This is a genomic window from Rhodococcus yananensis, assembly GCF_020515525.1.
Classification (GTDB): Bacteria; Actinomycetota; Actinomycetes; order Mycobacteriales; family Mycobacteriaceae; genus Rhodococcus; species Rhodococcus yananensis.
Genome location: NZ_JAIYEP010000109.1, coordinates 1 through 10,363 on the forward strand (window position 1 = coordinate 1; position 10,363 = coordinate 10,363).

Sequence of the window (10,363 nt, forward strand, 5' to 3'; positions counted from 1 at the left end):
CTGCGGGACCGGCCGAACTCGTCCGCGGGGCCGGCTGCCGTCACCGTCTCGAACCCGATCGTCGAGGCGGTGCGGACGCGTGACCACGCCACCGACGCGAGGCCCGGCTACCCCCGGGTTGCGAGCGCCGCGGTGAGCGCCCCCACTGCGCGTTCGACACCCCAGCGGGCGGCCGACGCGGCCAACGCATCCGGGTCTGCGGGTGCCGCCTCGAGGGTGTCGGGCCGCGACAGTCGCACCGGCGCGTCGACGGCGACCCGCACCACCGGCAGCGCCGCGTCCAGATAGTCCCCGGCGGCGACGAGTGTGCTGCGTATTCGCGCCGCCAGCGGGGAGGTGTCGTCGGTGGCGGCGGCCCGCACCGCGTCGAGCGAACCGTACTGCAGCAGCAACCCGGAGGCGGTTTTCTCCCCGACCCCCTTGACGCCGGGCAGACCGTCGGACGGGTCGCCGCGCAGCGCGGCGAGTTCGGCGTACGCGGCGCCGGCGCGGTCGGTGGGCACCCCGTACCGGTCGGCGACCTCGGCGGGCCCGAACAGTTCGGCCCTGGCCAGGCCCCGCCCCACGTACAGCACCCGCACCGGCACCGGCCGGTCGGTGACGACCTGCAGCAGATCCCGGTCGCCGGAGACCACCACCACCGGGTCGGTGACCTCCCGCGCGGCGAGGGTGCCGAGCACATCGTCGGCCTCGTACCCGTCGGCGCCGCCGGTGGCGATGCCCGCGGCAGCGAGGATCTCGAGGATGATCGGGATCTGCGGGGTCAGCGAGGCGGGAACGTCCTCGACGGTGCCGTCGGAGCCGGCGAGGACCCGGTGCGCCTTGTAGCTCGGGATCGCCGCGACCCGGAACGCGGGGCGCCAGTCCAGATCCAGGCACACCACCAGCCGGGACGGACCGAGCCGCCGGATCAGGGAGGCCACCATGTCCACGAACCCGCGCACCGCGTTGACCGGGGTGCCGTCGGGGGCGGTGATGGACTCGGGCAGGGCGTGGAAGGCACGGAACCACAGGCCGGCGCCGTCGAGCAGCGTCAACGGTGCGGTGGGCGCGGTGGAATCGGTCGCTCGAGCGGTCACGGGAGATCATCCTGCCACCCGGACACGACCGTTACGCTGAAACCCATGTCCACTGCCGCATCGTCCACCGCCGCATCCCGTTTCCCCGCCGCCCGGTACGGTACCCGCCTCGCGACCGCCGCGGAGCTCGGCGCCGCCGCCGGGGTGGACGCGCTGCTGATCACCCCCGGACCGGACCTGCGGTACCTGCTCGGGTCCCGCGCCGAATCGTTCGAGCGGCTCACCTGCCTGGTGATCCGCACCGACGGGTCCGGTCCGGTGATCGTGGTGCCGCGGCTCGAGTTGGCGGCGTTGACCGACTCCGCCGCCGCCGAACTCGGTCTGGTGGTGCACGACTGGGTGGACGGGCAGGACCCGCACGGCCTCGTCGCGTCGCTCGTGCCGGGCTCGAAGGCCGTCGCGGTCGCCGACGCGATGCCGGCGCTGCACCTGGTGCCGTTGACCGCGGCGCTGGGCACGACCGTGCACCTGGCGACACCGGTGCTGCGGCAGCTGCGGATGCGCAAGGACGACGACGAGATCGCGGCGTTGCGCCGCGCGGGTGCCGCCATCGACCGGGTGCACGCCCGGATGGGTGAGTGGCTGCGGGTGGGCCGCACCGAGGCGCAGGTCGCCGCGGACATCACCGCCGCGATCGTGGCCGAGGGGCACACCGAGGCGGCGTTCGTGATCATCGGTTCCGGTCCGCACGGCGCCGACCCGCACCACGAGGTGTCCGATCGGGTGCTCGAGTCCGGGGACATCGTCGTCGTGGACATCGGGGGGCCGGTGGAGCCGGGGTACTACTCGGATTCGACCCGCACCTACAGCCTCGGCGACCCGGATCCGCGGATCGCCGAGACCATCGCGGTGCTCGAGGCCGCGCAACGCGCCGCGGTCGACGCGGTACGGCCGGGGATCACCGCGGAGGCCGTGGACGCCGCCGCCCGGGACGTGCTGACCGCCGCCGGGTTCGGGGACCGGTTCGTGCACCGCACCGGGCACGGCATCGGCCTGTCGGTGCACGAGGAACCGTACATCGTCGGCGGCAACACCGATGTGCTCGAGGAGGGCATGGCGTTCAGCGTCGAACCGGGCGTGTATTTCCGCGGTGAGTGGGGGGCACGCATCGAGGACATCGTGCTCGTCACCGCGGACGGTTGCGCACCGGTCAACCATCGTCCGCACGGGTTGACGGTGCTGCCGGGCTGAGCGGCAGCCGGTACCGGGCGGGGATGCGTTCGACGATGCCGCCGGCGAACACCTCGTACAACGGCAGGGTCTGCAGGTGCACGTACCCGATGTGGCAGTCGCACCGCGGTTTCGGGCATGCCACCGGTGCGGGTGTCGGCCGGTGACTGCCGTCGTACAGGTTCCCGAGGGGAGTGTCGACGAAATGGCAGCGGCGCACCGTGCCGTCCCCGTCGACGCTGACGACGCTGTGCCCGGTACGGCACGGTCGGCCCGCGGAGGGATGTGGGCGCACCGAGTACCCGAACAGCGGATCGATCTCCGTCCACGCGGCCTCCTCGTCCGGTGGGTAGCGGCGCCCCTCCTCCGCGTTGACCCACAGGTACGTCGACTCCGGTAGGGCCGCGCGCAACGCGCGGGCCTCGTCGAGGTGGTCGGCGAGCCCGACGATGCCCACCGAGTGCCGCACCCCGAGCACGTCGAGTTCGGTGCAGCGGGTGAGGAACCGGGCGCGGGTGATCTGCCCGGGATGGTAGGTGCACCACAGGGCGATCCGGTCGCGGTCGGTGTCGGCGAGCCAGCCGGTGCGGCACGCGAGGTTGGTCTGCGCGGCGACGGTCCCGATGTGGGGTTGGTGCGACAGTGCGGTGAGGGCGTCGCGGTACCAGCGGCGGGTCAACGCCTCCCCCCACGGGGTGAACAGGATCGACAGACGCCGGTGCCCGTCGGGGTTGTCGGTGGCCCACTGCACGAACCGGTGCAGCGCGTCGCGGTCGGTGCGCAGCGCCTCGGGTGGGTCGTGGTGTTTCGCGAACGGACAGTACGGACAGTCGTAGTTGCAGGACGTGAGCGGCCCGCGGTACAGGACGGTGAAGTCGTCGGGGCCGGTCGCGGCGTGCGGCGGCGCCGGCTGCGGTGCGGTCATCGGAGTGCGGCGCCGGTCATGGCGGCGCGGACGTCGGCGGACACCAGCCACGGGCCGATGACGTCGGAGTGGGCGAGCCCGTCGGCGGTCAGCTGCAGCAGCCCGTCGCCGGTGGTGGCCCAACCCCGATCCAGGAGGGCGCACAGTTCGGGCCGGTCGGTGAGCGGGTCGCTGCCGAATCGGGTGGTGTAGTCGGCGCGAGACACTCCGTCGGCGCGCAGCAGGGTTTTGATCAGCCAGCGGCGGCGTTGCTCGTCGGCGTCGAGTCGGATGCCGACGGTGGCGCGGGTGAAGTCGGCGGTGGTGGTGTAGTCGTCGAGGATGGCGCGGACCGCGGGGACACCGACGGCGTAGTCGAAGGAGTAGTGCAGGTCGGTGGTGTAGGAGCGGGCGCCGCAGCCGAGACCGATCATGCCGTCGTCCTGGCAGCAGTAGTCGGTGTCGTCGCCGGGGACGTCGGCGCGCCGGAACTGGCGCATGGACAGTTGCCGGTAGCCGGCGGCGGTGAGCACCTCCACGCCCTGCCGGTACAACCCGAGCCGGTGGGTGTCCCAGCACGGGTCGGGTGTGTTCCCGCCGGCGCGGTGACCGAGCCCGGTCAGGGGGCGCACGTACAGCGGGTACAGGTAGATCTCCTCGGGGCGGCGCGCGAGGGCGGTGTCGAGGGAGTACCGCCAGGTGCGTGCGGTCTGCCCGTCGATGCCGTAGATCAGGTCGAGGTTGACGATCGGGAAGCGGCCGTCGTGGAGCCGGTCGAGGGCGGCGTCGACGTCGCGGCGGCGCTGGGGGCGGCCCGCGGCGTGCGCTTCGGTGTCGAGGAAGCTCTGCACGCCCATGCTGACGCGGTGGACCCGGTGGGCGGCGAGGACGTCGAGCCGGTCGTCGGTGGCGGTCGCGGGGGAGGTTTCCACCCCGACCGGTAGGGACGGGAGTTCGGGGGCGACGCCGGTGAGGATCGTGAAGAGCCGGTCGAGTTCGGGGGCGTCGAGGTAGGTGGGGGTGCCGCCGCCGATCGCGGCGGCCGCGAACCGGGCGGCGGTGCCGGTGGCGTCGAGTTCGGCGCGGACCTGCTCGGTCTGCCGGGCCAGCGCGTCCAGGTAGGCGCCGACCCGCGCGGCGGGTGGGTGGGCGGTGGTGAACAGATTGCAGAACCCGCAGCGCATCTCGCAGAACGGGATGTGCGCGTACAGGAACAGTGCCGACAGGTCCTGCCCGGCCCACACGTCACGCAGCCGCGGGGCGGGGTGCAGCGGCCGGTAGGAGCTCTTGTGCGGGTAGGCGTACAGGTATCCCTGGTACGGGGAGTCGTCGAGGTCGACGGTGGGGGTGCCGGGGAACGGGTGCGGCAGGATCGTCATGTGGTCTCTCCGGTGCGGGGGTCGAGCACGGTGTGCAGGTACGGGACGGTCCACACGCAGTCGTGGGCGAGGCGGTGCCCGTCGAAGCCGTCGTCGCCGTAGGCGGTGCCGTGGTCGGAGCACACGATGGTGAACACGGGGCGGGGTCCGGTGGTGAGCAGGTCGCGCAGGCGGGGGATCCGGGAGTCGACGTACCGCAGGGCCGCGGCGTGGCTGGCGAGGGTGTCGGGGGGTCGGGTGTCGGGGGTGCTGGCGATGTCGTCGAGGTAGAAGTGGTTCGGCTGGTGGATCGCGGGCACGTTCACGTACACGAACCGGGGGCGGGGGTCGGGGTCGGTGACGACGCGGTCGAGAACGTCGAGTTGGTGGTCGAGGCATGCCGGGTCGGTGACCCCGGTGCGTTCCGACCAGTGGTGTTCACCGAACAGGGCCGGTAGCACGCTGCCGAGCGCGGTGCGGCCGTTGAAGAAACCGACACCGCCGAGGCACACGGTGCGGTAGCCGCGGGCGGTGAGGGCCTCGACGACGGTGGCCTGCTCGAACGTCCAGGTGCCGGGGCCGACGTGGGCTTCGGCGCTGCCGGGGAACGCGGCGGCGAACAACCGTTCGTAGGGCGCGGGTTCGGCGGGGGTGGGCAGGAACCCGGCGAAGAACGCCTGGTGGGCGGGGAAGGTGAAGGAACCGGGGGTGTGGCGGCGTTCCCACCGGCCGTCGGGGGCGAGCGCCGCCAGATGCGGGGTGCGGCCCGCGGCGAGTTCGGCGGCGGCCACGTCGTAGCGCAGGGTGTCGAGGACGATCAGGGCGATGTCGTGGCTGCCGATCACATCGCGGAATCGGGGTGGGGCGTTCATGCGGGTGCCTTCGCGGTCGAGGTGGTGGCGGTGAGGGCGTGGATCTGGGCGTCGTAGGGATCGTGGGCGCGGTGACGCAGACCGGGCAGGTGCGGCAGCAGGTCCCCGAACGCGTTGACCTCGGCGACGACGACCGGTGCACCGCGGTGCGCGCCGCGCGCGGCGGCGGCACCGAGCAGCACGTCGACACCGACGGTGTGGGTGCGGGGGAAGCAGGCGGCGGCGGCCTCGGCGGTCGTCAGGACCTGCCGCCAGGTGGGTTCACCGATCGCGGCGCGCAGTGCGGTGAGATCTCCGCGGGCGTTACCGAGGTGCAGGTTGGTGATCGGGCCGGTGGCGGTGCGTACCACCGCGTGGGTGGCGGTGCCGGCGACGACGAGGACCCGCACGTCCACGGCGGTACCGGCGAGCACGAGTTTCGGGAACCAGCGTTCGATGTGCAGTCGCAGCGGGGCGAGCGCGTCGACCACCGCCGCGACGTCGGGTCCGCGGAACACGCCGGGGCGCAGGCTGTTGCGGAGCCGGCCGGCGCGCCAGGTGAGGGGTCCGCGGGCCAGGACGTCACCGCGGTGGTGGCGTTGCAGTGCGAGGACCCCGGACGCCGACGAGCCGTGCGCGGGTTTGACGAACACCCGGTGCATCCCGTGTGTGGTCATGCGTTCGCGCAGGTCGGCCCAGCCGGTGATGGGTGCGGTGCCCGGCGGGTCCAGGGCGTCGGGGACGGGCACCGCGGCGGCCGCGAGCCGGGTGTGGCAGGCGCGTTTGTCGAACAGGACCGCCAGATCGTGCGGGTCGCTGGTGACTCGCGCACCGGACGCGGTCGCGGCGGCGGCCAGTTCGGTGGCGGCGCGGGTGAAACCGCGGTACCAGGCGGGGCCGGTGGTGAGGGCGCCGCGCGGCGGGCAGGTGGCGGCGCCGCGCAGCAACCGGTCGACGTGCGGGTCGTCGCCGGGGGAGTCGATGCGCACCGTCACCTGCGTGGCGTCGACCGGCTGGGCGTGCAGGGCCGCGGTCAGCGCGGGCCCCGCGGCGCCGGGACCGCCGGTCAGGGCGGTGCGCCACGGCAGCACCGTCGGGTCGGGTATCCCGGCGCGGCGCGCCGCGGCGGTGAGCAGCGCGGTGCGGCGACCGGCCGGGTTGCCGACGATCAGCAGTCTCATTCGGACACGGCGGTGTACAGGTACGTTTTGTCGCCGTAGGTGTCGGGTTCCTGCCGGTCCTGCGCGGAGACGGTGATGTGCGGGTGCGCGGCGCGCAGGCGGCGCACCGCATCGTCACCGACGTAGTGGTGGTCGAGGATCAAGGTGGTGACCGCGCCGAGGTCGGCGGCGGCCAGAGCGTCGGCGCCGGTGTCGGTGAGGGTGCCTTTGGACAGGTCGAGGTCGGTGATGCGCTGCAGGATCGGGGCGCCGTCGAGGGCGGCGGCGATCTCGTCGGCGAGGTCGCTGTTGCACAGGCCGAGGCGGGTCAGGGCGGGGAATCGGTCGCCGGCGAGCAGCGGTGCGAGGGGGTCGACGGTGGTGATTCCGCCGTAGTTGTCGACGCCGAGCCACAGTTCGAGGTCGGTCAGGTGCGGGGCGTCGGCGGCGAGGAACGCCTCGAGGTACCGCTGCTGCAGGCCGCCGGATTCGATGGTCAGGGACGTCAGTTCCGGTAGTGCGGGCGGGGCGAACGGTACGGCGTCCCCGATGAGGCTCGAGCAGCCGCCGCGCAACTGCAGGGTGCGCAGCTGCCCGAACGCGTCGAGCACGGCGGTGAGGTCGCCCCAGTCGATCCAGGAGATCTCCGATTCCTCGAAGGTCATGTCGCCGACGAACAGGTGCCGCACCCCGGTGAACGCGGGCAGCGCGGGGGTGATCGCGGCGGTGGGCAGCGGGTCGCTGGCCTCGCTCCACTGGCCGAGCAGCAGTGCGGTGATCTGCCCGGCCCGGTCGGTGGCGGCGAGCGCGGTCAGGTCGGTGACGAATCCGTCGTCGCCGCGATCCCAGTCGGTGGCGACCTTCCAGGCCGTCGCCGCCGGATCGGTGGGGAGAGGGGTGCCGGCGGTGTACTGCTGCACGGGTAGTCCGGCGAAGGTGCTGGTGGGAGTCGAGATCGTCACCGGCATGGCTCCGTTCTGCGCAAGTGGGACGGGCGTACTGGATGGTCGGACGGTACCCTACGGCAGCGGCCCGACAGCGGCGCGGCGCCGCGACCGGGAACACTGGTGGCCATGAGCAACAACGCAGTGGCGGCGGGCACCGTCGTCGTGTTCGGGGGACGTAGCGAGATCGGGGTCGAGACGGCGGTGCGACTCGCCCCGGGGCGCACGGTCGTGCTGGCGGCGCGGCGCGCCACCGACCTCGACGACGAGCAGCGGCGGGTGCGCGCGGCGGGCGCGGTCGCGGTGCACCGCGTCGAGTTCGATGCCGATGCGCTCGACACGCATTCGGCGGTCCTCGACGAGGTCGTCGGGTACGGGCCGATCGATGTGGCGGTGCTCGCGTTCGGGATCCTCGGGGACCAGGCGCGGGCGGAGGTCGATGCGGTGCATGCGACGGCGATCGTCCACACCGATTATGTGGCGCAGGTGGCGCTGCTCACCGAACTGGCGCGGCGGCTGCGGGCGCAGCGGTCGGGGCGGATCGTGGTGTTCTCGTCGGTGGCGGGGTGGCGGGTGCGGCGCGCGAACTACGTGTACGGGTCGGCGAAGGCCGGGTTGGACGGGTTCACGTGTGGGCTGGCCGATGCGTTGCACGGCAGCGGGGTGTCGGTGCTGGTGGTGCGACCCGGGTTCGTGATCGGGCGGATGACGGCGGGGATGAGCCCGGCACCGTTGTCGAGCACCCCGACGCAGGTCGCCGAGGCGACGGTGCGGGCGCTTGCGCGGGGCCGCGGGCAGGTGTGGGTGCCGGCGATCCTGCGGCCGGTGTTCGCCGGGATGCGGCTGCTGCCGCGCCCGATCTGGCGGCGTCTGCCCCGGTGATCACGACGACGGGTCAGGGCCGGCGGGTTTCGAGCAGGCGCAGCCACACCTCGCTGATCGTGGGATAGGCCGGGACGGCGTGCCAGAGGGTGTCGACGGTCAACCGCGCGGTCACGGCGATGGTTGCGGCGTGCAGTAGTTCCGCGACGTCGGGTCCGGTGAACGTGGCACCGACCACGATGCCGGTGCCCCGCTCGACGACGAGGGTGGCGTGTCCGGAGGTGTCGTCGCGGGCGAGGGCGGCGCCGGCGACGTCGAGGTCGACGGTGAGCGGTTCGACGTCGAGTCCGGCTTCGCGGGCGGTGGCGGTGGTGTGCCCGACGGCGGCGATCTCCGGGTCGGTGAAGATCACCTGCGGGATGGCGTTCGGGTCGGCGACGGTGCGGTACCGGGGCGCGTCGAGGCGACGGCCGTCGGCGCGGGCGGCGATGACGTCGCCGCACACCCGTGCCTGATATTTGCCCATGTGGGTGAGTGCGGCGCGGCCGGTGACGTCGCCGATCGCGTACAACCAGCCGCCGGTGACGTCGGTGGCCGTGAGGTGTTCGTCGACGGTGATCGGGTCGCCGGGGGTCAGGCCGACGGTGTCGACTCCGAGATCGGTGGTGGCGGGTCGCCGGCCGGTGGCGACGACGATCTCGTCTGCGGTGACGGTGGTGCCGTCGTCGAGGGTGACGGTGACCGGTCCGCCGTGCACGAGTCCGATGCCGGTGTGCGCGGCGCCCGGCCGGGTCACGGACTGGACCTGTGTGCCGAAACGGATGTCGACGGCGTGGCCGCGGAGTGTGTCGGCGACGGCGGCCGCGGCGACGGCGTCGACGTGGGGCAGCAGCCGCGGTCCGCGCACCACCACGGTGAGTTGTTCGACACCGAGGTGCCGCAGCCAGGTGGCGGCCTCGCAGGCGACGACACCGCCACCGACGAGGACGACACGGCGGGGGATCTGTCGCAGGTTCGTCGCGTCCCGCGACGTCCAGGGTCGGGCGGCCCGCAGTCCGGGCAGGTCGGGCACGGTCGGGACGGAACCGGTCGCGACGACGACGGCGTGCCGGGCACGCAGGGTGCGGGAGGTGCCCGCGTCGTCGACGGTGACGGTGCGGTCGCCGCCGAGGCGGGCGTGTCCGCGCACCACGTCGATGCCGGCGTCACGGGCCCAGGACACCTGTCCGGTGTCGTCGTGGTGGGCGGTGAACCGGTCGCGGCGCGCGAGGACGGCGGCGACGTCCACGCCGTGCGCGTCGATCCTGCCGGCGACGCCGGGCATGTGCCGGGCGGTGTCGAGGACCCGCGGTGGGGTCAGCAGCGCCTTGCTGGGCATGCACGCCCAGTAGGAGCATTCGCCGCCGAGCAGGTCGGCTTCGACGAGGACGGCGGTGCGGTCGGACCCGGCGATCGCGGAGGCGGCGGCGTTCTCCCCGGCGGGTCCACCGCCGAGGACGATCACGTCGACGGTGTCGGCTGCCATGGGTTCCACGGTAGGTGCCGCACCGGGTGCACCACACCGGTTCCGGTCAGGTCAGCAGCGGGGAGTCGGCGTCGAAGACCACCCCCATGGGCGCGAGGACCCGCACGGCCTGCTCGGCGGTCCACTCGTCGAGGTCGCACAGCAGCACCGACCGCCACGGCGTGATCACGATCGGGTGGTCGACGGCGGCGAGGAACTCGGCGGTGCGGGCGGGCAGCACACCGCCGGGCAGTCCACCGGCGAGGGTGACGGCGTCGTCGGTCTGGGGGAGCCAACCGATCGGCGCGGCCGGGCCGGTGCCGGTGCCGGTGCCGGTGTCCACGGTGGGGTCGGGGGTGCGGAGCAGCGTGGTCACGGCGGTGGCGGTGTCGGCGGTCACCCCGGTGACCCGGCCGTGGTGCACCACCGCGAAGTCGCCGTTCGGCAACGCCTGCAACGCCCGGTCGGGACGTAGTGCGGCGATGTCGCCGGTGCCGTCGTCGATGCCGAAGACGGTGTCCGCATCGCCGGCGGGATCGGCGGTGAGCGCCGCGACCAGCGCGGCGCTCAC

General features: G+C 73.4%; 9 protein-coding genes and 1 pseudogene. 2 read left to right on the plus strand and 8 right to left on the minus strand.

The genetic code is table 11. From position 1 onward, the window contains the following. Positions 1 to 107: 107 nt before the first annotated feature. Positions 108 to 1,079: a 5'-3' exonuclease gene (locus LDQ05_RS18150; RefSeq protein WP_226438353.1), complete on the minus strand. Its 972-nt coding sequence runs from the start codon at positions 1,077 to 1,079 to the stop codon at positions 108 to 110. Between the two features lie 45 nt (positions 1,080 to 1,124). Here LDQ05_RS18150 and LDQ05_RS18155 point away from each other — a divergent pair, with 45 nt between their 5' ends. Next, entirely contained in the window at positions 1,125 to 2,270 is a 1,146-nt protein-coding gene (locus LDQ05_RS18155; protein ID WP_226438354.1) for a M24 family metallopeptidase, read from the plus strand. Here the strand turns inward: LDQ05_RS18155 and LDQ05_RS18160 are convergent. From LDQ05_RS18160 to LDQ05_RS18180, 5 genes are read right to left on the minus strand one after another with little or no spacing between them, the layout of a single operon-like run. Continuing rightward, positions 2,230 to 3,174: an STM4011 family radical SAM protein gene (locus LDQ05_RS18160; protein ID WP_226438355.1), complete on the minus strand. Its 945-nt coding sequence runs from the start codon at positions 3,172 to 3,174 to the stop codon at positions 2,230 to 2,232. The genes LDQ05_RS18155 and LDQ05_RS18160 overlap by 41 nt on opposite strands. Beyond that, complete coding sequence (locus LDQ05_RS18165) at positions 3,171 to 4,532, minus strand: STM4012 family radical SAM protein (RefSeq protein ID WP_226438356.1); 1,362 nt, start codon at positions 4,530 to 4,532, stop codon at positions 3,171 to 3,173. Before LDQ05_RS18165 ends, LDQ05_RS18160 begins: the two co-directional genes overlap by 4 nt. Further along, positions 4,529 to 5,383, minus strand: a complete 855-nt coding sequence (locus LDQ05_RS18170; RefSeq protein WP_226438357.1) for an STM4013/SEN3800 family hydrolase — start codon at positions 5,381 to 5,383, stop codon at positions 4,529 to 4,531. Before LDQ05_RS18170 ends, LDQ05_RS18165 begins: the two co-directional genes overlap by 4 nt. Further along, positions 5,380 to 6,543: an STM4014 family protein gene (locus LDQ05_RS18175; RefSeq protein WP_226438358.1), complete on the minus strand. Its 1,164-nt coding sequence runs from the start codon at positions 6,541 to 6,543 to the stop codon at positions 5,380 to 5,382. Before LDQ05_RS18175 ends, LDQ05_RS18170 begins: the two co-directional genes overlap by 4 nt. Further along, positions 6,540 to 7,484, minus strand: coding sequence for a leucine-rich repeat domain-containing protein (locus LDQ05_RS18180; RefSeq protein ID WP_226438359.1), 945 nt, complete (start codon positions 7,482 to 7,484; stop codon positions 6,540 to 6,542). Before LDQ05_RS18180 ends, LDQ05_RS18175 begins: the two co-directional genes overlap by 4 nt. Positions 7,485 to 7,595: 111 nt before the next feature. On the opposite strand from LDQ05_RS18180, the gene dprE2 reads away from it, so the two are divergent. Continuing rightward, complete coding sequence (gene dprE2 / locus LDQ05_RS18185) at positions 7,596 to 8,348, plus strand: decaprenylphospho-beta-D-erythro-pentofuranosid-2-ulose 2-reductase (RefSeq protein ID WP_226438360.1); 753 nt, start codon at positions 7,596 to 7,598, stop codon at positions 8,346 to 8,348. A gap of 13 nt (positions 8,349 to 8,361) precedes the next feature. Here dprE2 and LDQ05_RS18190 read toward each other — a convergent pair whose 3' ends face one another. Beyond that, the gene (locus LDQ05_RS18190; protein WP_226438361.1) at positions 8,362 to 9,813 is read right to left on the minus strand and encodes a dihydrolipoyl dehydrogenase family protein; all 1,452 of its coding nucleotides are present in this window, start codon (positions 9,811 to 9,813) and stop codon (positions 8,362 to 8,364) included. 46 nt (positions 9,814 to 9,859) lie between these two features. Beyond that, a pseudogene (locus tag LDQ05_RS18195) lies at positions 9,860 to 10,363 on the minus strand (precorrin-3B synthase); the annotation flags it as partial.